Origin of the sequence: Mucilaginibacter gracilis (genome assembly GCF_003633615.1) — a bacterium.
Classification (GTDB): domain Bacteria; phylum Bacteroidota; class Bacteroidia; order Sphingobacteriales; family Sphingobacteriaceae; genus Mucilaginibacter; species Mucilaginibacter gracilis.
In genome coordinates this window covers 200166-221824 of the sequence record NZ_RBKU01000001.1, presented here as the reverse complement: position 1 = coordinate 221824, position 21659 = coordinate 200166, and the positions used below count along the sequence as shown (strand labels likewise).

Here is a 21659-nt window from a genome sequence, read left to right as displayed (position 1 = left end):
ATTGAGATGAATGTGCTAAACGAGACACTTGATTCATTTAAATTATTTTGTATCGCCATCGATGCGAAAGTTATCCAGCAAAAAGATGTCCAGGGCGGGGTTCAAACCAGTATTTCACGTGGACAACAAATTGTACACCTAATTGCGTATAAAAGTGGAAATTTTCTTGTGCAGGGTGCAAAAGGTCTTTTACGAGAGACGGTAGATAATTGGGCGAACAAATCCGGGCGACATAATGCGAAAGGATGGGGGGATTTTCCAATGAGTTGGAAAGAATGGGGTAGTAACGCTAACTGGATTGCCGATTACCATAACCGGCACGGCACACCGAAGGAAGAAGAGGCCTCACACCACTATCGAATAAACAGAGAAGTCCTGTTTCATGATTTTATGTTCCGGAATGCACCGGGTAATCACATTACGTTTATCAATCTGTCTTTTGTGGTTAGGAGCTGGTTCAAACGGTTTTGTTATATGAATTTACCCGTGAGTCGCCTGCTCGATAACATTGCTAAATACATAGATCAATATGATGTTGGCTTAGACGATATTCCTTTGGCCATAGCCGCAGATGCAATATCATATACGATGAGCCACCATTGCCCTGTTAAATTTATCACTATAGGGAGTAACGAAATCTGTCCACAGGTGAAAACAAATCAAGATGATTGTACGGCGGATTTAATCGATGCACTTTATCCTTATTGTAAGGGCCAACAGATGTTAGCCTATACCAAAGGTAATCTTGACAAACTGATTAAACGTAAGCATAATCTATCATGGCTGGATATTAGGCCATCAACACCAATTGAAGAGAAAATGGCGGATGGATTAAAATCAGCAGGCTTACTTCACATTCCGCAATATCAAGCATATAGTGCAGAACATCGTTATAAGATCGATTTTGTAATCAAAACGAACAATGGGTTATCTCTCGCCATCGAATGTGATGGTTTACAATTTCATGCAAGACCTGGGACCTATATACGTGACCGCGTTAGAGATCGCTACCTTCAGCAACGGGGCTTTCATATTCTTCGATTCTCGTCCATTGAAATCTTTAATGAAATTAATCATTGTGTAACAGAGATAGAGGAAGCCTTTCGCCTTATACAGCAAGGAAAACTTTCCTTAAAAACTGATCAGCGCATTGGATATTTCGGAATATTAAAAGAAGACAATATCTGATCTAAGATGGTTTACGCTACAAAAACTTCCTGTAAGCCTGTTCAATCAACTTAACCTGAAAGGAAACAGGATAATTATGCGCACCGCCATGCCCGTCTACCATCGTTTCGGGGTGGAAATTCTCGATTTCAATGACCCTACTGTCATGCAAATTTTCCAAGGCAAAAATATATGTATCCATGCTGACGTTTTTAAGTGGCATTAGTGTAATAATTTCATTTGCCGAATTAGCCGCCAGTTCTTCAATAATCCTATATTCAGTAGTATCCAAAAACCTCAAGCCGTCAAAAACGATGGTATTTTCTTTTGTTAAGATTAGAGGAATCGCGCCCGTCAAATATCGTATTCTGAATGTAAGATCCGAATAACGAGGATTGTAGCCTGCTAAAACATTGGTAATAATATATTTTCCTATAGCTTTTGCAGCATCGAGCAATGTAGCTTTTGTGCCACCGCCTCTTACGTCGATCATGATCTGATTCTGCACTTCGCTCACCCTTGCGAACTCTCCGAAGTGTTTTATCAAATCATTCATAATCTCCACTTTGTAGGTAATCCCGGTTTCGCTCTCCTGTTCATATAAGACGTCGAAAAAAAACTGATTGATTTCCGGGCGTAGGCCTTGGATCAATGCAAAAAACTCCTTTCGCTTATGTTCTCTGTCTTCATCTTCCTTTATCAAAAATTGAACAGTGTTGTTCACATATCCAACAATATATCTGTCGCCCAATAATTTTTCTAACTCAACTACTAACTGTCTGATGTTCGTTATGCTCATTATGTATCTGTACTAAAATTGTGGCGTTTTTGAATTTGGCTCGATTGTAGGCTTATTAACTTTTAGTATTACTGGCATAGGAAAATCAACACCCATAAGAATTGCTTCACCCTCGCCAAGAATAGGGAGAAAAGAAAGCGAATTTCTGTTAGCGGATGAGCAGGCATTTTCTATAGCCTCCTTATCGTAAGGATTAATTAGGCGGTGTACGATAAAAGTTCCCATTTGACTTAAAGTTCCAGGAGGAATATCCCGGGGCATCTGGGTAGCTAAACATAAAAACAAGCCGTACTTTCTGCACTCCTTTGCAATTTGATCAAAGGAATTTAGACGCGTTTGTTCAAAATATTCATCTTTAACATGTTTGTTCAAATATTGATGAGCTTCGTCGATAAATAGCACTAAGGGTTTCGGTTTGAATTTCCCTGTCCTGGAAACTAATAACAAATACTTGCCGATGGCGTTGGCTAAGATTTCCCTGATTTGAAAATCAAACCCAACTGATTCAAAGCTTACTCTTAGTAAACAGTCATTATTTGTCAAAAAACTATTAACCTGAGTAATCAGCTCGTTTGGGTCCGATTTTGGTTTATTTAACCCGAAAATCTTATCATAATTTTGATTGTGCAGTAGACTATTAGACCTTAGAATAAGACTTATACAATTGTTTAAGTGCGTATCCTGTCTATTCCCCCATTGTAATCCTTCATTATCCCATACACATTCAGCGGTTATTTGGTCGGATAGCGCCAGAATGTTAAAGTCTGCTTTTTCGCTCTCAATCTCGTTAATAAATTTACTATAGATTCTATTATATGGTCTTTTTTTTTCTCCCGACTTTTTTATTGTTCCATTGTTAACCTTTATATCTTCGTAATTGGTATCGTTAATTTTAATACTGAATGAACCATCTGCAAGCTTTTTGATGTTATCATTGTCAACGTTTTTATCTAAAATATTTAGAATTTTTAAAGATTTAATAGCATCCAATAGTTTGGGTGCTTGAACTTGACCAGCAGGCTTTAAAAGGACAAAAATATCCTCGACACTTAAATTAGAATAATGAAAAAAACAATTGTCTCCTAAAATAGTTGCGGCTGAGACTTTAGGTTTTCCATCGAAAGATGAATACTCCCCGGTTGCATCGATAATGATTGCTTTGCCATTATTCCTGATAGTTTCTTCGAGGCATTTACTAACTGTCCAACTTTTTCCACCTCCTGTAGTTCCAACAATTGCACAATGTCTGCCGAATAAGGCCTGTTGCGCCACTTCGATCGTTGTTTTATTATCAGATGTTAACTTTCCGAAGTCAAACAAAGGCGCTGTAGCTCGGCTCTCTTCTTTCAAACCAAAGCCCTTAAAATACTTTTGAATAAAATCAGAAGCGCATACAAATACTTTGGAACCGATATTAGGATAGCAACTTAATCCCTTGCTAACTTTTTCAATATTAAAATAATCAAAAGATAATAGTATCTCGATTTTCCCAACAGGATGAAAATCCTTTCGTTGAAAATCATTTTCATTTAATACCAACCGTTCTTTTTCCGGGAGTGATAATTCCAATATTTTACCTAAAAAACCATGATTTTCACCCTCTATTGTAATATAGTTACCAACCAACCCCGCATTAAATTCTTCTCCCGAAAAGATAAATTTATTCAATAGCACCGATGATGGGAAATGTACCCGTACAAAGTCCGGGAACACTTGGCTTATATAACCAATAAAATAGTTATGATCAAAAGGTTTATTGTACTCCATTCGTTGTAGGAACTATAAATTGGTTATCTGAATAAACTTTAGAAGCGGGGTAATGTTGAGCAAAGTCTAAAAATTCTTCAGCAACAATGGTAACATTATATTGCTTTGTTGCTTTGTCAATAAACCATTTCATAGCATCAGTATCCCTAATAGTTCTAATTATTACAAGTAACCTAAAACTTGGATTTTGACTAACAGCTTCTTTTATAGCAGTTACTATATGTTTATCGTTGAAGCTAAATCCTACTTAAATCAATAAAACATTATCCTTGCGTAAGTTTTGTTGGAATCGCGACATCATTTCAAAAAATGGCTGATCATACGAGTTTTCATACTTGCTGTCTTTTGGATAAATCATCAAAGCTTTCGTAGTATGCTCGTTAATCACAATCTGATCTTTCCCATTTAACTCCCAATTAACAGAGCCATGGGGTTTGTATAAATGAAAAACTTTTGGAACAAAGCTTTCTTCTTCTTTAATTCTGCTTTTTTCACGATAGACAATATCATAATCGAAATTCCTCCCGCTCAATGTTCTTGGAGAAGAGAACGAAAAACCATCAATAACAGTAAAATTACCGTTGATCGCGGCCTGCTCAAATAACGTATCGTAATTCAATGTGAAAATTTTTACTCTGGGGTCTTTTAATTTTCTATTTGTGATTTTATTTAGGAAAGTTTCGTGAGGTGAATCGTCTTTCAATCCGATTTTGCAATTAGTGAAAATTTCAGCTTCACATATTTCTATTGTACCAGCTATATCAAAAGTCGACACAACAAAATTTTTCGCAGTATTGGCTTTAGACAACAATTTTTCTAAGTCTTTTTCGGATTCTGAGAGAGTTGATAGGGCAACGTTACCAATAAACTTAACCTCTTGGCAAAATTTTTCCAATACAGCAGTGGTTAATTTGGTCTCTACCTTATCCCAAAGCTCTTTCATCGTTAAACCACCCCATCCCACAGAAGATCCCGCTCCGGTTAATACAACTAAATTTTCAAAATGCGCCTTTAGAAATGTAGAGTATGCGTTTCGTTTTAATCCGTTAGCGAAAGCAACCTTTTCTGGTGTTGTGGTAGGGGCATCCTCGACAAATTTAAACGGTGAGTCATTAACCATTATCGTTGTTGTTTCAACACCTCCAGTTGCTGTTTCTGAAACAAGGGATATTGTCTGATTAGCTGAAATAAGTAATCTCGTTTCTTTTTTAGGTGTTGGAGGCATAAATTAATTAGATAAGGTTGACTAATAATATCAAATCTAACCTTACTGTGGTGGATTTCCTAATATGTATTTATTAAGTAAAAAATAATACCTAAATTAGAACTCGTAGGTAAATTAGTTATTCATTTAATAGAGGTACGACTATCCTAAAAACTCTTCATTTCAATGTAGCACGCGCATATGTGACTATAATCAGCGTTGCTAATCCTATACTGCTGTTTTATTGAGAACTCTGCATTCGATACAGTAGAGTCTACATATTTGATATTTAGCACGTTATAATAAACAACGAGCAAACTCTGCCAAAGTCTATTAGTGGCGGAGTTTAGCAGGTTTATGCGAACGGGCGATAAACAAATAAATACTTGGGTTTTGATTTACCTGCAATGTGCAATTTGATAAAAAGATTAACTTTTCCTTTGTTTTTGGGATGCCAGTTAAATGAATATTCATCTGCGAAATTCAGTGATGTTCTTGTTCTTGGCTGTAGAGCCATATGCAAATCTTCGTCCGCATGTAGATTGATTGGCTGATCATTATTGAAAAACAGAAAATTCTTTCTTCTCCAAACTAATTCCCAATAATCCACTAAGATCGGAACGGCAGAAAGGTTCGTTAAATAAATGCTGTCATGGCCATTGGGATCACCCGTAATTGCGTAAGAAACAGCGACTCCCTTTTTATCCCGTCTATATTCTACTATACGAATCCAAACTAACGTTCCTGAGAACAGAAGACTAATTAGGGCGAAAACTAAGCTATAATAGGGAATGTCTGTTGCTGCCATAATGGATAATAAAAATTAAATATAGTTTAGTACGTTTTACCTATCGCAATATATGGTGATTTAGTTATGTATTTCGTACTTGCAATAAGTCACCATTGGCAAATAAGATCTTTTCGCGGCTACAGATTTGCTCGTAAGCATTCTGGCAAACATTTAAGATTATCTCGTTTTCGGAGTGTTGTTTGGCTATTTGTCGTAAGTATGAGAGAGCTTTTGTTGTACCCGCAAAAGCCAAACATTCGGCGGCTCGCCGAAGTTGCGGAAATTCAAAACCGTCATTATAATTCATATCGTCCAACCGTTCCAATATCCAGTCCTCGTCCGCCGAAGTTACCAACTTGACCAAGCTACGCATTGGCCGTTCTAGTTCATATCCTGCATGAGTTCGAGCCTGTTTTGCATCACTAAGTAGCGCCTCGGCGATTTGTTTTACCCGAGGGACAAGTGCGTACTGGCCTAAATCATCAATAGCGTCAAGGAACACACCCGTTTTAAAGCGAATGGGGTCGCCGTCTGGAAAATAAGTGCGGAAATAACAATCCGCTACAGCCACCGCCAACTCAGGTTCGATATATTTCAGGTGCCTCATTAGGTGAAAATGTAAGTTATCCGATTTTTGAAGAAAGCTGATGCCATCGAAAAACCAGCTAACGATTTCGGTATGCTTTTTAATTGTACCAAGAAAATAATAGGAGCCAGCAAGATCCATCGCTAAAGTCACTTCTGATTCGTAACGCTTATTTTCGGCTAAAGCCTCAAACACTCTTTCCATTAACGGTAACGCTTCGGTAAGGTGAAAACGCCGAACACCTTTGAGCAATGTATGCGCACCGGGGGTAAAAAATTTATGAGGAAATTTCTGGGACCTAACCAATCGGACAATTTCCCCGTTATCAACTAATACGCGCACAGCCCAGCTTTGCAATTGTGGCTGTTCCGCATATAAATGCTGCTCTACAACTTCCTTTACCTCTGCATATGAAAACCTTTTAAGCGCTCCAATAGCATGAGAGGCAATATTACTATCCGAGTGAGTAATTAATTTAAAGAAAGTCTCCTTCGGCACGTCATAGGCGCTATCGACAATAATTTCTGCCAGTTTTTCTACGATGTAATGTTCTTCACCCGAATCAAATAGTTTAGCTATCACTAATTCGATTACTGCCTGAGAGCGGTACTCCTTCAATAATTCATATATGCTGTCTACTTTGGAGAGTTCTTTATCAATAAAAGGCAAGTCAAGAATTTTCGCAGCAAAAACATCATCAGGTACCAGCGACAATATTTTAGCAAGTGCTCCGAGTTTTTCCATGCCGTGACCTTTGGCTTTATATTCGTCAATATACAGATCTTTCAACGCTGCGATCAACTGCGGGGTAAGCCTGTTCTGGCTGTATAACTCAATAAAAATGTTTTTACATTCCTGGTCCATTAGGTAGTTCATGGTTTTTTTCCAGTTCGAAACAATCTGCAAATGTTCAGTTTCGTCGTAATAATAAAGTCCTCGGGCGACGTGAGCCTGCGCTGACGGCCCCATTAAAAATGAGCTTTCTTCCCAATCAAGTTGTTGGTAGATAATTGCTCTCGCTTCCGAAGATCGGGTTTTGCCGATGGTGCTCAACGCAATCATTTTTATATCAGCAGGATAATCTCCGGCAAATACATCAAAAAAAAATTGCCGGGCAGGTGCCAAATCAATAACGCTCAGATAACGTGCTGCTTTTTGGCGTACATCGGGCACACTTGAATTTGTCTGTTGGATCAATTTGGCAATGATGCGTCCGGCTTCGTTGTCACCGCAATTATTGTTTTCGACAAGGCAATAGCCAGATAGCCAAAGATTGTTTTCAAGCTGACTAACTACTCCTGTCACCGATGGCAGTAAGGCGGCCAAGCCGACAATTACAACATTCCAACGCTCATCGGCAATTAAGGTGCTTATGGTATTGGAATCCTGAAGGTACTTTGCTTTTAAGCCAAGTGCTGCAAAGTGATTAAGAAACAGCCGGTGCCAGAAATAAAGGTGATCATGATTGACAATAAGTAACCCTGTCTTAGCGATTATATCGAGAACTTCTGCGGTAGTCATACCTGGCGGAAGTTTACGTTGCTTTTCCAATTCGGGCAATGCAATTAACAACAGTCGTTCTGTGCCAGCCAAAGTGAGCGCTATTTCACCAGAGTGGAAAAGTTCAAAAGCCAAACTCGCAAGAAGCGACTCAAGGACCTCCCATTTAACAGCTTGATGCTGTAGATTTTTGCCGTCCTGCCAGATTTTGACACGCGCCACTATAGCGGCAATAATCTTACTGACTGTTCCTGGAAGCGTTCCCGATTCTTTAAAAAGTGAGATCAAAAAGAGCAAAAGCAGAATGTTACCAGACTCTGCACGGAGATTATGATCATCAATCTGTCGTTGAAATTCATAATAACGGCTATCAATATGCTGGCGAACTATCTCTTTAATCTGTGTTTCCGAGATAGGAAGCAGGTCGAAAGTAGCTGAAGGCCGGAATGCTGGCAGAGCATTTGGTCTTGTACTTATATAACAGAATGACTTGTGACTCAAATTTTGTATCGCCGTAAATACTTCGGGCCGAAAATCCTCTCCTATTTCGTCGAAAGCGTCCAGATAGAATATAAAATCATTTTTATCCGGCAAGTCAAAAAAAGAAGTGCAGCTATAACCGTTACGATTCAATCCCGCGAGAATCAGGTCTTCTAGTTTATAACCGTGACCAATCTCCCGTAATGAAACAAAGATCGGGATTCTGGTTTCCTGATAGTCTATACAAAACTGAGCCGCTTTGTAAGCTAGGTACCGGAGTAAGGAGGTTTTACCACTACCGGTTTCACCGACAATAAGCTTAATTCGAACGGCATCATCACTTTCTATTTGTTGGAGTTTGAGCGGACTTTTATCGGGAAGGCGATCATCTTTAGAAGTATGCGAATGAAAAGAAAGCAGCAAGTTTGGATCGATCTTCCGCGCCTCCAGGTTGTTTATTGCCTGAAAATGTTGCGTTGGTAAGTGCCAATTCATAAAATCAGTACTCACCTTTCGCAAATAAGGCTGAAAATCCGCCAGTATGACCTTTTTCCTCTGTAATTCCTGGTCTGCCAAACTTACCCCCGCACCGCTGATGGCGTACTCGTAATTAAATTCTTTTAATATATGGATGTCAGACTTCATGGCCTGATTATCTCTGCCCAACAGTTCTACCAAATAACTAAGCTTAATCTGTAGATCCGATATATCTGCTGAATAGAAAAGAAGTGTGTTGACATCATAAACTTTCAACTCCTTTCCATTCGTCATCATTAGGAAATTTTTCCCAACGCTGATAGCGTAAGATCTTAGCTGCCCCAAGTGGTCATCGATACCTTCGTTTGGCCCCTTGCTGTCGATGATAAATTTGGGTTTCATGGCGTCACCATCCAGACAAATGACAAAGTCAGGCCGGTGATTCAAACTTTTAGAACCACCTTCACTAAATTTCACCCCGGAGTAAACATCCTTAGCAGCATAGTAATGCTCTGGTAGAATTTCCTGCAAGGCATAACCCAAATAGGTTTGTAATAGTGGTAAAATAAAGTTCTGGCTTACCTCGGCTTCGTTATGAAAAGACAAGTTGCCGAATTCATCAAATAGTTTTCCCATGTACGTTAGTCAAAGTTGGCTAGTGTTATGTTAATCGTGTAATGACGGATAAAGTCTTTTCAGTTTTATTCGCGCATCTTTATTTTCGAACTGCCAGTTAATTTTGCTGTTCTTATTATTTCTGTTGTGTTGCCATGCCGCTACCTCTTCATTGATCTTCAGCATTGTTGAAATATGCCTGTTTAGGCATTGCCCATTCAATACATGCAATTCTATCTCGGCCATATTGAGCCAGCTTCCATGCTTGGGCGTATAAACAAACTCAAACCTATCCCATAGCCTTTTGGCTTCGGCTGGTTCAAATGTCTCGTAAAATGCAGAGGCCGAATGGGTTTTAAAATTGTCCATTACTAAAGTTATTTTTTTCGCTGTCGGGTACCATTCATCTGCTATTCTTTTTACGAATAAAGCCCAGTCCTTTTTGGTTTTAAACGCCGTAATTTCTACAAAGCGCTTGCCCCTCAAAGGCTCGTTGGCCATAAATATATTGACTACCCCATGCCTTATGTACTCGTAATCTACTCTTGCCTCCTGGCCAGGCTTCATGGCTTGAGAGGGCTGCCCTTCTTCTATCAATTGTTTTGGCGACTCATCCATACATACAACCGGAAATTCCTCATCATAAGGTTTTTTGTATACATCCAATACGCGTTCCATATTGGCTACAAATTCGCTGCTTTTTTCCGGTGGTATTACCCAGCCCTTTACTTTCCAAGGCTTAAGTTCGTTTTTTTAAGCACACTTCTTACTGTTACATGCGAAATACTTTCTACATATTCCAACTCTACCATTTTATCGGCGAGTAGCCTTAATGACCATTTAGCAAACCCCTCAGGCGGCTCGCTGCAACACAAGGCAACCAGCTTCGCTTCTACATCGCCATCTGATTTTGTTTCATAAACACGGCTGGTGGGGCGACGATCTAAAACACCTTCAAAACCCTCTTCAATAAACTTTTTCTTCACCCGGTCTATCGTTCGCATCCCTACTTTCAGGACTTTGCTGATCTGTTCATTTGTTATTTTCTCCGCATATTCCCCTTCATCACAATTCAATAGTATATAGGCTGTCCGGAATGTTTGAGAACTATGGGAGCCCTTGTTGATTATCGAGTATAACTCTCCAACCTCCTCTTTTGTAAGTTTTATCGTATAACGTACCATCTGTAATTTGTTTTACAAATATACGCTTTTATACGTCATATTATATTTAACTTAACACTAGTATCATTTTTATTGAGTGTCAGGAATGGTAGAGATACTTTTGGAAATTGCGGGGATAATGATGTGTTCGAGATCATAACCGCTAATCTTTCCGTGATAAGCACCCTTTTTAGCTGTCAACAATTCCAATACCTCCTGTAGCCAAGCTTTTTCTGGTTGAAGCTGGCGTGAATAGGAATAACTATACCTTGTTTCAAGCGCATCGGAAATGGCAATCTTATCTGAATTGGATAATGTCAGAAAATGATCTACAAATTCAACTGCATCAACATGCTTTAACACCGGAAATCGAACATAATCCAAGTTGGCGGGCCGGTCAGCTTTTAGCTTATCCGTAAAACTTTTTACCGAAGTCTTTAGCGCAGACATGAGTTCACCCGCCTTGATCGGTTGTTTTTCAAGCTCATTTTGCTTTACCATATCAGCAGCATATTTTAAAAATGCTTTGAATTCAGTTTGCTCTATGCCCGCATAACCCAAACTATGGCTGTGATCCCCAGGAAATTCATCAGGGTTTTGTATCTCCAGTTCGCCGCGTGCTTTCATTGCGTTTAAATTACCCTTACCAAGCTGAATAATCGTGTCCTGATCGAACTCAATCAATTTATGGGATGTTAGAAAAAGCAGGATGCCGGTAATTTGTATAATATAATAGGGGTTGTTGATACTTAGCGCCGCAAATTCTGCATAAACCACGTCAAAAACGGGATTTAATTCTTCGTCTTTTAGCGATTTAAAAAAATACAATCGTTTCCACTCCGGTTGTTCCTCTTTTGAAAGGTAGCTGGTTGCCTTAAGCTCCTGATTGAGTTCGTTTCGATCTACTGTTCCAGCTTTGAATAACCTAGTCCAGGTACTGCCTTCAAGTGGGTGAAAGCCAAAGGTTTTGAATATCGGATATTTTGCCCTAATAACCTGTGTTTTTGATTTGCCATCCGTTTCTTTACGAACCAAATGAGAAAAACTAAACAATTGTTCCAAGTCATCTTCATGAATGGCTCCTTTTTTTATTTCAAATGAGATGAGAAGAAATAAATTAAATAAATGATCCATCAGATCTTCGCAATTTTTAACCTCGTTATCAAGTAATTCATAAAACCGATCGAAATCCAACAGAGCCTGTTTCAAATGGCGAAGATTTTTATAACCCGCCATGATAAATAATATTACGATCAGGAACTTATGTGTGTTAAGATAAGCGCGGGATTCTTCATCCGGCACCAATCCAATAAAATCATCCAGGGCCGCCTCCATGTCCGTTTCGATCTCGAAACTTTTGCCGACCAGCTTCTCCTTGATAGTCAGGTATCGTCTGGCGTTATCTTTACTATCCTGTTCCTCGTCAAGTTTTACAATTTCATCTTCATTTGCAACCAAGATGGTTTTCATTCCACTGGTTTCTACAAATTGATTGATATATCCCATAATTTGGTAAATCGGAATAGAACAACGTTCCAAATCGTCAAAGACAAGTATTTTACCGTCAAGTTTACTTAGATAGTCCGGCAACCGAATGTCGGGAAGACCGCCACCAATAGTCAATTCGTCTTTTTTTGCAGTATCCAGATCGATTTTAATGGTCGTCTTGATCACGCCTTTCAATAATTTACCGGCAAATTTCATTCCTTTTGAAGCCAAAAAAGGATGTAACTGGGCAAAAAAGGATTCTTCTATCTCTGCATATGAGGTAACACCATATAAACTAACGTACAAGAAATTTTCCGGCGAATGACTTTCAATGTATTTTTTTATGAACCAAGATTTACCGCTTCCCCAATTGCCTCGCAACATAACGGCAAACTCAGGGCTGTTGGATAAAGTACAGTAATAATCTAAATAGTTAGTAACGTGGCTGTTTTTTAGCATGATCAGATTGGCCGGTTCAGAATTGTAAATGTACAAAAAAGCCCTTATCAAGATTTCAATTGAATAGCATTTAAACTGTAATTGGAGGTACGCAAAATGGTGCAAAAAAATATCTTTACCTTAGTGAAAAAGCGAATCAACTATAAATGGAATTTGATAAAGACGGTAATCCTTATATTAGAAAAGAAATATTGGAATTACTAGGGAAAGATGACCTCACGCAAGGAGATATCCGGGCTTATATTGATAAACAGAAAACGCTATATCAACAGAACCTAAGCGAATACCAAAGTATTGTTAATCCTCCTGTCTACGGCTGCCCAAAATGTTCTATGGGTAAATTATCCTTCCTGACGGGTATAAGAAATAAGATTGCGCATTATAAGATTTTATTTCATTCTGGAATGTATCAACCTGAAACCGCAGAGATCATGAGTCATCATTATGACTATTTTCTTGAGGTTGCAGATTTCTTTTCCGATACCAGTCTCGGAATCTGTCATTATAACCACTGCGTTGGCGATTTATTGGAGATCAGGCTTTTAAGGGTCAATGATATAGTTATGCAAATGGAGATTGATTTCCAGAATGAAATTGTTCAAGCAGCTCTAAAAAATGATCCTGCTGGAACCCATATGGATCTGATAGAAATTAACCGTATCTTATTAAAGGATGAAAAGTATAGGGAACATAAAAATGTTCCGGTTACTGATTATGAAAAATACTACTTAGATAGCTTCAAAGACCTGGAATTATATGCTTCAAAAATGGCCCCTTTATTATCAATTCAAAATTCAAACCCACAAATGCCAAATCCGGAATTAGCATTGAATTTTGAAGATTTTTTAACAGATGAGGGAAAGAGATCAATCCCGGTGATAGTAAAACATTTTCAAAACATTAAAGGGGTAAAAATAGCCTATCTGCTATATGCTTTACACGAATTGTCATTTTTAGTTGATCATCCTAATTCTTTACCACAGCAAAAGCTAATTGACGCACTAAAAAAATTAACAGGCAACGCCGGGCGTAGACAAGCGCTCCAGTCGGGTCTTAAAGTAGTTGATGAAAATCGACGTAAATCGGAAATATCGCGCTATAAAAAAATATTGATGTCTTAGTTCCTTGCTATTTGCTTGCAGCAATAATTATCGCCTGGCTAACAGCGATTTTAGTGGCAAAGTTTATAATTATGGATCAAAACCAATACGATACTCAAGCTTCTGCAACAGAAATCACACTAGTAATCAACCAAAATAGGCGAATATGTCAGGTACTATCGCTTGCAGGCTCGCCGCTCACCCGGAGAGAAATCACGTCACTCACACAACTCGAAATCACCTCTGTTTGCAGGGCTTTACATTTCCTAATGTATAAAAGTGGCTTGGTCATTATCCATCATTACGCCCCATGCAGAACCTCTGGCCGTAAAGTAATGTATTTCTGTTTGAAGTGATTTCTAAGCAAAATAAAAGCACTTACTTTGAGTACAGCCTTGACGCGCTTTAGCAAATTTTAAACAAACAAAAAAAGCCCTGTCTTAATAAAAGACAAGGCTGAAAATTATGAGTTTCGTTTTTACTTTAAAAATCCCTGTAGTTTAATATTGCCTAACCACATATCGGCAAATTCTGCGTGGTCGGCCTGCATCTCTGTATGCACCTCGCCCATAATTTGGTTGGCAAACTCAATACTTTCTTGGTAGATACCCAAATTAGCTTGTTGAAACATAAAGGGTGCTATGGTAACTTTTGAAAGTTCCTTAACATCATCTGCACGGTTATCCAGTATTAAAAAGCACATTTCAGGGTCTTGCATCAGATCGCCGTTTTGTTCATAGTAGTGGCAGAGGCTGTATGCACAACCTACGCCTATTGGGGTAATAATATCCTCACCGATTTTTTCGATTGTTAAAGGCATGAAAGGGTCGTTTGTAATTTTCAAATGCTCGTTGCCATTCATCAGTTCAATAAGACGGCAAAATATAGCGGTACTGTTTTGATTTAATGTTTTCATAAAAAATGCGCCCTTTGAACGGTTGCGCCTCCGCTTTAATTAACTCCTTAAAAAATGATGTTTGTGTCGGCTGGCGTTATTACCGTTAATTACTTCACTGCCGTATTTTTCACGGATTTCGTCAAGGCTCTTTTTACCTCCCTTGCTTACTTTGTATTCAGCCGTTCTGAAATACCATGCTACTTTTTTAGAAGCATATAAAAACCCTGCGGCTTTTAGTATTTCCTTATTGGGGCGGGTGTTACCCGTTACCCAAATCCACGCGCCGACCAACTCAATTAAAATTCCATCCAAGTAAATAATGGCCTCTATAGCCTTGCGGTACGCTTCCGATGACAGGATTTCGTTTTCTGTTTCTTCCTCGGAAAGATTAGCCCTTTTGATGGCTTTTGCGGAGGCAAATGCGTAAGCCTTATTTATTTCCTGCATCGTTGCTGTATCGCCTCCTAAATCAGGGTGGTACAGTTTAGCCAGCCGTTTGTACTCAGCTTTTACATCTTCAATGCTCTTACACTCATTAAACCATTTCATAAGTTTAGATTTTGGGTGTGTAATTCTATGATCTCTGTTTCCAGCACTTTTACATTGGGCGTACTGCCGATATGATAGTCAGTTTCAGTTTGCAGTTCGTCAATGGCAGTATGTATGTTAAGGTGGGTAGTTTCTACCACTACCTTAATAAATAGAAATAGGGTGTCTTTCATGGCTAATAGTTGTTATTGCTGAACTCGGCTAATTGCCTGTTAAAAGCATCGAGGTTAGTTTCCTGAAACTCGACACCGTACCCGTTCCAATACAATTGGTCAAGCAGCTCTATAAATAGTTCGTACATTTGCGTTGAATTTGCTGTGTAGGTGAATTTTAAACGCCTCCTTGTCTTAGTGCAGACAGGAGGCGTTAAGCATTATATTTAAGCAGGGATGATAATTTCGGCTTCTATTTCCGCTATCTTCTCCACACACAGGCTATTGATAAACTGTGCGGATTGCTGAATAAGGTTTGCATTTTTGGTGCTGAATGTGCGCCCCTGGTCGTCCCTTATAATAAGTTCGCAGCCCTGCAAGCTGTTTGCGCCTGTTTCCTCGCCCGCTTCTTCCTGCTTTACCGTGAACTCGTCCAGATTGGCCACAATGGTTTGCATCCTGTTACGATGCTGTATTTTGCGGTTGAGGTCTAAAACTACCTTTACCGTGCTGTCCAAATTCATCACTGGTTTAAAAGGTTCGGGTTTTACCTCTGCCTTTGGTTGCTCGGATTTTGGCTCTTCAACTGTCGGCGCATCCTTTTTGGCCGGCTCTGCCTGAACATTCTTTTCATCGTCGGGTTTCTGCGCCTCGTCTTTAGGCTTTGACACGGTGTTAACGGGGTTACTGTTTACAAATGCCACTTTGTTTTTGTCGGCAGTTACAGGGTTAGCGGTGTTTGCTGTTCCGTTTGCTGATGCGCTATTGTTGTTTTTTGCTTCGTTGATTTTCATGATTACTGATTTTTAATGTTTCTGATTTGAATAATTTGGCTGTGAACGGTCTGCGGTTGGCTGTCTACCGTTCGGGTGGCGCTCTTCCTTTTAAGTGTTTCATACAGGTGCTTTTTGTGTTCAATTTTTAAGTGGCTCGCACACGCTCGCTCGCTTTTTATTGAGCAACTCACCTGAATAAGTCCGCTACTAAGGCAAGACTTTTGGAAAAAAAATACGCTCGGAAACAAACCCGCCGAAGGCAACCCAAGAAAAATGCGAGGAAGATTTTTTTTTCAAAACCGGAGGCCCGGTCTTGCCGTGTAGCTGACGAATCAGAAATTTGTGATATAAAAAGTCGAGGAGGGTAAAAAGGAATCAGTTTATAAAACTTAAAAAAGCGAAGCCGTAAAAATGAAAAAGATCCGGCGCAGGAACGAAGCTGGGTCTTTAAATGCAGCGAAGCGGCTGAATTGAGGAACGAAATGAAGCGGCTGGAGGTGTGAGTTATTTAATCTTATATTCACCTTTAATATTGTGTAAAACGAAAGTCACCAAACAAATTAAACGTGGAAGAATTATTAGTATTTATTATTAAGGTGAGGAAAGCATTCGAGCAAGATGATGTCAAAGGTTCTTATGTCGGCTTTCATGACTTTCCGCGTGGTAGTTGCATGGATGCGTCGATCTTATTGGGCGTTTTGTTAGAAGAAAGATTATTTGGTAATTATCAACTCATATCTGCATGGAACGACTTGGAATCGCATTCGCATGCTTGGCTTGAAAATGAAACTCACATCATTGATGTCACCGCAGATCAGTTTGTAACGTGGCCCGTACAATCTTTGATTCTTGAGAAAACTGCATTGCCGCAGCATTATGCCAAATTCGACATTCTATGGAGAGAACCGGTGTTCCAACACCGTGCTGTGCCTGACCTCGGCTATTATACCGCACTCAATTTGGTAAAGAATGCGGTGTTTTTTAATCAGTTTTAGATAATGTCCTCTTACCAATTGCAATTCGCATACTTCAGGTCATTGCTAAAACAATAGACTGATTTTAAAATAAATCATCTAGATTGCCTGCCAGTATTATTTTTTCCATCTGAAATTCTTTGAGATCAAAATAATCCCGTAAAATAATCCTGATCAGATCGGTTATTAATTCCTGTGATTCTGATAATGACAATGGATTTGCCGGCGGCTGCTGCGCAAGCGTTCCATGCCTTGATAATAAGCCAATTGTTGCAAAATTATTCGCCGTATGCGTAAACCTGTTTAATTTTGCATTGTCAATGCCGATATTTTCAATCTTCCTTTTTCCTTTGAGAAACGACTTACACTCATCAAGCGCCTGGTAAAGGTTTCTGAAATCCATGCCCTGACTTAAAATTAATAGGATGTTCAGCACAAATTCGTTCTGCCGTGCCAATTGAATAAGCTTTGCAACAGTCGATTGTGATTCCTTTTCGACCACCGGATTAATCGAAAAATCAACATCAAAACGGGTTGGTGTTATCTGGTCAGCAACTGTAAAGAAATAACCGTCTCCTTCCCGTATTCGTCCCAATTTAATAGGGCGGTAGGCCTGTTTATCTTCATAAACCAAAAACGATGCACCATCAACTAATAGTTTAAGCTGTAAAGCTTTATTATATGCTTCCGTAGAATCAGATATGTGATTTAGATGTATTGACCCAAAAATATACTGAAGGGCGCTATAATCATCATAATTATCCTCTGCAATCAATATATCTGTTGAAGGCATAGATGTTGCAAGATTGTGTATATAATTTGAAGTGGGGGATAATAATTCAAAAATCCAGACAGACATAAAGTAGTAATATTGGGTAAAAATACTTGGATAAAATCGTAATCAGAGTATAATCAAAACAAAAGGTGGTGCCGTCATACCCGTTTCCTCACAATTGATTCAGCCATCAGGTCGCCGATTTCGCCGTCGATGAATTGCTGACGAAACTCCGCAAGCTCTTTACCAGATGCACCGACGATGGTTTCTGTAAGCTCTTGTAGATCATGAGTAACCTTAGTAATAAATTTGAAAGTGGTTTCCCATTGCAGGACACCAATTCTTGCAGGATCAATCATGCCTTCATCCGTATAGTCTAAATAAAAGCAGTTTTGTTTGAGTTTGTCTGCACTATCCCACCATTGGTAATTTTCAAGGCCATCCTTAACAGCTAACAGACCATCCATGAACATTTTAGCGAAATTGTCCCCACCCTTTGTTCGTTGCCTTACTGCGCGGTATTTCATAACACTGTCGGCAAAGACAAAAATTGAGTGAAATTCCTTCAGCACATTATGCCTGGCCGCATGTAAGTAAAATAACTTATCATAGTTCTTGATATCCCTAACCGGGAAATCATAAGCTTGTAGCATGAGTACCGCAGCTTTAACTTGTTCCTCCGTGCCAAGGATGAGGTGAGCGATGCCATTACCAAAATCCAGGTTTGCGGCAAGCAGTTTAGCGGCATGAAAATGTTTAGCGGCATTCAATCTAATACTCGGATAAACATCTAAGCATTGTTGTTTACTCAGACTGCGGAATTTACTAACGGATTTACTTACAGGCATGTATCAAATGTATTAATCAGATTAGGTTTCACTATTATTTCAACACAGCTTTCGGCATTAAATTTTCACCAGCCATTGCACACCGGTTAAGTTTTTAAAGTTTTGCATAACAAGAAAGCTATATAACAATTCATAATTGTAAACCTTGGGTAGGTTTTCTTCCAAGATTTTTAGTGACTGCCCGTAATAAGCGTTTTCTGCAACAATACTAATCAGCCTTTTCCTAAAGTTAATAATGAAGTCGCGGTTGCGTTGTTCTTTATTGTCGTTATTTGAGAATTGCTCCAATCGACCTAAAAGGTCGAGTTTTTCTATATTTTCAGGGTCGCTGCAAGCTATTGAATGTAAGCCAGCTTCTACATACGTATTTCGGTGGTGCCCATCTAATTTGTGGCACTCGGTGAAATTTGATGAGCTGATAATTTCGTTATTCTTTTTTTTGCCAACGAGTACGTTAATATCATGCGCAGTAGGCGATGCGTATAGAATTAACAGCCTATCGGTAAATTGCTGATGGATCTGCATAAGCAAATCCTGCTGTTCCTGGTAAATATCGTATCTAAAGTATGGCTGGTTCCAGTGTCCCCATTCGCTGCCAGAAGACAAGGTTATATATTGCGGTCGCTTGTACTGAAATAAAAGGTTTGCTTTCATACGAGGCATATCATCGATAGCAATGCCCAAGTGATGTTCCATTTCGTCAGCGATCTCACGCAAGTCTACGCCGCCAAAATGGGGGTAAAACCAAAATGGATAACCAACGTTTCGCCAAAGTCTGCGACTCCTGGAGTATGCAGATGAATCAAAGCCTAAATAGCCCTCCTGTACCTGCCCTAACGGAAAGAATATATCGGTCTTAGTATCTAATTCGGCGTTAAAATAGTTTTCGTAGGTTTTCTCTTCAAATTTGGCTCTCATGATCAAAGCTGGTTATAGGTATTCAATATTAAACAAAAACCGCAATAATAAAACCGCAATGAATATTAATACTAAATTTATCCTTTTCAATTATCTAAAACGCAATGAGGTATTTAAGGTTGTATGAGCCAAGAACAGTAAATGAATATTATAAGGATAACCTTGAAGCCCATTTTTTAGGCAATATTAAAGAACTGAATATTATTGTTGGCGCAAATAACAGCAGGAAAAGCCGCTTTTTAAGACGGGTGATCGAACTCGAACTAAAAGCCGTCTTTGAAAGCAATTTTGATTTGAACCAAGCTTACATTAATAGCCAGCAGATTTTCGATGAGATAGCAGGCATACCCGGGCTGAGCATAAACACTCAATTGGCTTATTTGATCTTTCCGCAAGGTGCAGGCACTAACGGAGATTATAAAGCAGTAAAGGATTACGTTACGGATGAAGCAGGAAATAGCAACATAATAGACTTTGCTAAACTGCAAAATTCTTTAAAGAACATCAATGAGACTTTGCTGGCGCTCGGATCTAATGATCAATTTAAAACGATGTGGACAATAGTTCACCGCACGCTAAAAACCGCAAAAGTATTGGAAGCAATCTACATAGACGCTCAAAACATTGGCGGAAAATTCGTTCAAAAACCAATTTCACCTACGATCATAGATAATATTCATTATACAATTCAAGAACTGGAAGGGGATCTTGTACCACACTGTGATTTAAGACTAAAAGTGATTCAGCGAGTTGGAGATTATCTTACGCTTATCAGCAGTCTGAAGTTCGAAGAACAAAGTCCCAATTTGATTTATATACCTGTTTTACGGACATCAAGGCCAATTTCGGGCGTTGGGGCTGATATTTTCGAGAACACCATCCTCAACCAGTATTTTCCCAAACCGCCCAATAAACTGACGATAGAAACCGGCTATAAGTTATATGATCGAATCATTTATGCGAGAAATGGCAGTAAGCAACAAATCAAGGATTATGAAATCTTTGAAAAATTTATAGGCGAAACTTTTTTTCAATCATCGGACATTCATATTGTTGCTCATCAAACTTCAGGAACAAATGAAAGAAACATCAAAATCAGTTTACCAAACGAATTAGATGACGTTCCGATGCATCACCTAGGTGATGGTGTACAGGGGGTTATCAATTTATTATTCCCTTTATTTACAGCAGATGAGGGTAGTTGGATTTTTATTGACGAACCGGAAACTCATTTACACCCCGGCTATCAGAATATTCTAATCAAGACGATTTCTGAAAATGAAGCAATCCGAAAAAGAAAGTTAAAAATATTCATTAATACGCATTCAAATCATATTCTTTCAGGAGCTTTATTGGGGAGCAATAGCGCGGAAATGCTGGTTTTTAGTCGCAGGGATAAGAATTCGTCCAATATTCAAACATTCAACGGCAATGAGTATAATACTTTGGAAATGTTAGGTGTTTTTAATACTTCCGTTTTAGTTAGCAATTGTACGTTGTGGGTGGAGGGTGTAACAGATAGATTCTATCTGCAAGGTTTTCTATACGCTTTTTGTAATAGCGTAGTCCAAGCGTCATTTCAACCGATAGAGGGGCTACATTTTTCCTTTATTGAATATGGAGGAAAGAACCTAATTCATTATGGGTTTGATCATGAGTATGCCCTTAGCGAGAGTAAGGCTATACACAATCATATTAATACTAAAATCGAGGCTTACTTTATCAATGCCAATGTTTTTCTTTTAGCGGATAGCGATTTTAATAAAGTTAAGCATGATGCTTATGAAGCAATAGACCGATCTAATTTTAAATATCGGCAGACTGGTGTTCCTGAAGTTGAAAACTTGCTGCCTGAGCATATCATCAAACAATATTTGTTAGGGCTAAAATGTGATCCTGCCGAAGTGGAAGCTTGTTTTCCTATTTCAATTGACGTAAAACTGGGTGAACACTTGAAAGACAAGATTAGCTATAAAAACGGTTTTAGAAACTTTGAAGCAGATACAGGTGGTACATTAAACAGTTATTATAAAAAAGGGCTTGCGGATTTTGTTCACAGGAAAACAATGGACAAGACATTTAAATGGTCAGATTTTGAACAATCTCCACATTTAAAAGAAATCATCATCGCTTTGTATGAGTTTATCAAGTCTAAAAATGCATTTAAATAATTG

The 21659-nt window shown here is 38.8% G+C and carries 20 protein-coding genes; 4 read left to right on the top strand and 16 right to left on the bottom strand.

All coding sequences use genetic code 11. From position 1 onward, the window contains the following. Nucleotides 1-6 precede the first annotated feature (6 nt). Nucleotides 7-1188: an endonuclease domain-containing protein gene (locus BDD43_RS00910; RefSeq protein ID WP_121195755.1), complete on the top strand. Its 1182-nt coding sequence runs from the start codon at nt 7-9 to the stop codon at nt 1186-1188. Nucleotides 1189-1204: 16 nt separating this feature from the next. Here the strand turns inward: BDD43_RS00910 and BDD43_RS00905 are convergent, their stop codons facing one another. The 8 genes from BDD43_RS00905 to BDD43_RS00875 all read right to left on the bottom strand — a co-directional run bounded on the left by BDD43_RS00905 (nt 1205) and on the right by BDD43_RS00875 (nt 12495). Then, nucleotides 1205-1966 (bottom strand): hypothetical protein, encoded by a 762-nt coding sequence (locus BDD43_RS00905; RefSeq protein WP_121195753.1) that lies wholly within the window; start codon nt 1964-1966, stop codon nt 1205-1207. A gap of 12 nt (nt 1967-1978) precedes the next feature. After that, a complete protein-coding gene (locus tag BDD43_RS00900; RefSeq protein ID WP_121195752.1) occupies nt 1979-3733 on the bottom strand; it encodes an ATP-binding protein in 1755 nt (584 codons plus the stop codon). Further along, nucleotides 3720-3866 carry a hypothetical protein gene (locus tag BDD43_RS29845; protein ID WP_162846949.1) on the bottom strand — a complete coding sequence of 49 codons (147 nt, stop codon included), beginning with the start codon at nt 3864-3866 and terminating at the stop codon, nt 3720-3722. The genes BDD43_RS00900 and BDD43_RS29845 overlap by 14 nt, the downstream gene beginning before the upstream one ends. Nucleotides 3867-3980: 114 nt before the next feature. Then, entirely contained in the window at nt 3981-4958 is a 978-nt protein-coding gene (locus BDD43_RS00895) for an SIR2 family protein (RefSeq protein WP_121195750.1), read from the bottom strand. A 334-nt stretch (nt 4959-5292) separates the two neighbouring features. Then, the gene (locus tag BDD43_RS00890) at nt 5293-5745 is read right to left on the bottom strand and encodes a hypothetical protein (RefSeq protein ID WP_121195748.1); all 453 of its coding nucleotides are present in this window, start codon (nt 5743-5745) and stop codon (nt 5293-5295) included. 64 nt (nt 5746-5809) lie between these two features. Beyond that, nucleotides 5810-9406, bottom strand: coding sequence for an NACHT domain-containing protein (locus tag BDD43_RS00885; protein WP_121195747.1), 3597 nt, complete (start codon nt 9404-9406; stop codon nt 5810-5812). Nucleotides 9407-9436: 30 nt separating this feature from the next. Further along, nucleotides 9437-10569, bottom strand: a protein-coding gene (locus BDD43_RS00880) for an IS630 family transposase (protein WP_233276784.1) whose coding sequence is annotated in 2 segments (ribosomal slippage) — nt 9437-10140 and nt 10140-10569 — 1134 coding nt in all. Because the reading frame shifts where the segments join, the coding sequence is not laid out codon by codon here. Nucleotides 10570-10638: 69 nt separating this feature from the next. Next, the gene (locus BDD43_RS00875) at nt 10639-12495 is read right to left on the bottom strand and encodes a P-loop NTPase fold protein (protein ID WP_121195745.1); all 1857 of its coding nucleotides are present in this window, start codon (nt 12493-12495) and stop codon (nt 10639-10641) included. Nucleotides 12496-12641: 146 nt separating this feature from the next. Here BDD43_RS00875 and BDD43_RS00870 point away from each other — a divergent pair, with 146 nt between their 5' ends. After that, on the top strand, nt 12642-13616 hold the full coding sequence (locus BDD43_RS00870) for a hypothetical protein (protein WP_121195744.1): 975 nt from the start codon (nt 12642-12644) through the stop codon (nt 13614-13616). Nucleotides 13617-14073: 457 nt separating this feature from the next. Here the strand turns inward: BDD43_RS00870 and BDD43_RS00865 are convergent, their stop codons facing one another. From BDD43_RS00865 to BDD43_RS00855, 5 genes are all read right to left on the bottom strand, one after another. After that, nucleotides 14074-14511 carry a DUF6908 domain-containing protein gene (locus BDD43_RS00865; RefSeq protein ID WP_147425538.1) on the bottom strand — a complete coding sequence of 146 codons (438 nt, stop codon included), beginning with the start codon at nt 14509-14511 and terminating at the stop codon, nt 14074-14076. A gap of 39 nt (nt 14512-14550) precedes the next feature. Beyond that, entirely contained in the window at nt 14551-15042 is a 492-nt protein-coding gene (locus tag BDD43_RS00860) for a J domain-containing protein (RefSeq protein WP_121195741.1), read from the bottom strand. Then, entirely contained in the window at nt 15039-15215 is a 177-nt protein-coding gene (locus BDD43_RS29840; RefSeq protein ID WP_162846948.1) for a hypothetical protein, read from the bottom strand. The genes BDD43_RS00860 and BDD43_RS29840 overlap by 4 nt, the downstream gene beginning before the upstream one ends. A gap of 2 nt (nt 15216-15217) precedes the next feature. After that, nucleotides 15218-15343, bottom strand: a complete 126-nt coding sequence (locus BDD43_RS30735; protein ID WP_262707398.1) for a hypothetical protein — start codon at nt 15341-15343, stop codon at nt 15218-15220. A 78-nt stretch (nt 15344-15421) separates the two neighbouring features. Further along, the gene (locus tag BDD43_RS00855; RefSeq protein WP_121195739.1) at nt 15422-15988 is read right to left on the bottom strand and encodes a hypothetical protein; all 567 of its coding nucleotides are present in this window, start codon (nt 15986-15988) and stop codon (nt 15422-15424) included. Between the two features lie 548 nt (nt 15989-16536). Here BDD43_RS00855 and BDD43_RS00850 point away from each other — a divergent pair. Beyond that, nucleotides 16537-16965 (top strand): hypothetical protein, encoded by a 429-nt coding sequence (locus BDD43_RS00850; protein ID WP_121195737.1) that lies wholly within the window; start codon nt 16537-16539, stop codon nt 16963-16965. Between the two features lie 64 nt (nt 16966-17029). Here BDD43_RS00850 and BDD43_RS00845 read toward each other — a convergent pair whose 3' ends face one another. From BDD43_RS00845 to BDD43_RS00835, 3 genes are all read right to left on the bottom strand, one after another. Continuing rightward, nucleotides 17030-17803, bottom strand: a complete 774-nt coding sequence (locus BDD43_RS00845) for a hypothetical protein (RefSeq protein ID WP_147425537.1) — start codon at nt 17801-17803, stop codon at nt 17030-17032. A gap of 74 nt (nt 17804-17877) precedes the next feature. Next, nucleotides 17878-18567 (bottom strand): AbiV family abortive infection protein, encoded by a 690-nt coding sequence (locus BDD43_RS00840; protein ID WP_121195734.1) that lies wholly within the window; start codon nt 18565-18567, stop codon nt 17878-17880. Between the two features lie 57 nt (nt 18568-18624). Next, on the bottom strand, nt 18625-19485 hold the full coding sequence (locus BDD43_RS00835; RefSeq protein ID WP_121195733.1) for a hypothetical protein: 861 nt from the start codon (nt 19483-19485) through the stop codon (nt 18625-18627). A 104-nt stretch (nt 19486-19589) separates the two neighbouring features. Here BDD43_RS00835 and BDD43_RS00830 point away from each other — a divergent pair, with 104 nt between their 5' ends. Beyond that, on the top strand, nt 19590-21656 hold the full coding sequence (locus BDD43_RS00830; protein ID WP_121195731.1) for an AAA family ATPase: 2067 nt from the start codon (nt 19590-19592) through the stop codon (nt 21654-21656). The last annotated feature ends 3 nt before the right edge of the window (nt 21657-21659 follow it).

Excerpts from the sequence above, each read along its gene's own strand:
- BDD43_RS00895 (WP_121195750.1), bottom strand. The coding sequence starts at position 4,958 with ATGCCTCCAACACCTAAAAAAGAAACGAGATTACTTATTTCAGCTAAT.
- BDD43_RS00840 (WP_121195734.1), bottom strand. The coding sequence starts at position 18,567 with ATGCCTGTAAGTAAATCCGTTAGTAAATTCCGCAGTCTGAGTAAACAA.
- BDD43_RS00900 (WP_121195752.1), bottom strand. The coding sequence starts at position 3,733 with ATGGAGTACAATAAACCTTTTGATCATAACTATTTTATTGGTTATATA.
- BDD43_RS00855 (WP_121195739.1), bottom strand. The coding sequence starts at position 15,988 with ATGAAAATCAACGAAGCAAAAAACAACAATAGCGCATCAGCAAACGGA.
- BDD43_RS00865 (WP_147425538.1), bottom strand. The coding sequence starts at position 14,511 with ATGAAAACATTAAATCAAAACAGTACCGCTATATTTTGCCGTCTTATT.
- BDD43_RS00905 (WP_121195753.1), bottom strand. The coding sequence starts at position 1,966 with ATGAGCATAACGAACATCAGACAGTTAGTAGTTGAGTTAGAAAAATTA.
- BDD43_RS00885 (WP_121195747.1), bottom strand. The coding sequence starts at position 9,406 with ATGGGAAAACTATTTGATGAATTCGGCAACTTGTCTTTTCATAACGAA.
- BDD43_RS30735 (WP_262707398.1), bottom strand. The coding sequence starts at position 15,343 with ATGTACGAACTATTTATAGAGCTGCTTGACCAATTGTATTGGAACGGG.
- BDD43_RS00845 (WP_147425537.1), bottom strand. The coding sequence starts at position 17,803 with ATGTCTGTCTGGATTTTTGAATTATTATCCCCCACTTCAAATTATATA.
- BDD43_RS00910 (WP_121195755.1), top strand. The coding sequence starts at position 7 with ATGAATGTGCTAAACGAGACACTTGATTCATTTAAATTATTTTGTATC.
- BDD43_RS00835 (WP_121195733.1), bottom strand. The coding sequence starts at position 19,485 with ATGAGAGCCAAATTTGAAGAGAAAACCTACGAAAACTATTTTAACGCC.
- BDD43_RS29840 (WP_162846948.1), bottom strand. The coding sequence starts at position 15,215 with ATGAAAGACACCCTATTTCTATTTATTAAGGTAGTGGTAGAAACTACC.
- BDD43_RS00830 (WP_121195731.1), top strand. The coding sequence starts at position 19,590 with ATGAGGTATTTAAGGTTGTATGAGCCAAGAACAGTAAATGAATATTAT.
- BDD43_RS00860 (WP_121195741.1), bottom strand. The coding sequence starts at position 15,042 with ATGAAATGGTTTAATGAGTGTAAGAGCATTGAAGATGTAAAAGCTGAG.
- BDD43_RS29845 (WP_162846949.1), bottom strand. The coding sequence starts at position 3,866 with ATGAAATGGTTTATTGACAAAGCAACAAAGCAATATAATGTTACCATT.
- BDD43_RS00890 (WP_121195748.1), bottom strand. The coding sequence starts at position 5,745 with ATGGCAGCAACAGACATTCCCTATTATAGCTTAGTTTTCGCCCTAATT.
- BDD43_RS00870 (WP_121195744.1), top strand. The coding sequence starts at position 12,642 with ATGGAATTTGATAAAGACGGTAATCCTTATATTAGAAAAGAAATATTG.
- BDD43_RS00875 (WP_121195745.1), bottom strand. The coding sequence starts at position 12,495 with ATGCTAAAAAACAGCCACGTTACTAACTATTTAGATTATTACTGTACT.